This is a genomic window from Lacinutrix sp. MEBiC02595 (assembly GCF_053601555.1).
On record NZ_JBSHNU010000013.1, the window covers coordinates 1 to 294 of the forward strand.

General features: G+C 39.8%; 1 protein-coding gene. It reads left to right on the forward strand.

Annotated features, from left to right (window positions below; genetic code table 11):
- Window positions 1-294: hypothetical protein (locus ACVCZW_RS00030; protein ID WP_452231279.1), on the forward strand; the 294-nt coding region annotated here is incomplete at both ends.

Below are 294 nucleotides of genomic sequence, written 5' to 3' on the forward strand. Positions count from 1 at the left end.
CTCTGTAGATTGTACAGCGGATGATAACGAAACTATTGCCGATGCTTGGAATACTGCTAATATTGCTGCACTTGAATCTTGTGGTTCAGATAGCTGTGATGCAGATGGTGTTTATAACGTAACTTCCAATTACGACTTCAATAACTTAAACGTAGTTTGTGGTCCTTGTGGTTCGCTTCCTGTTACCTATACCGTTGCAGATGATTGTGGTAATGAATCTACAATTACAGTAACGCTAAACTTCGGTGATGCTACTGGTCCAGATCTTACTGCTTGTAATGTAGTAGATGAAAC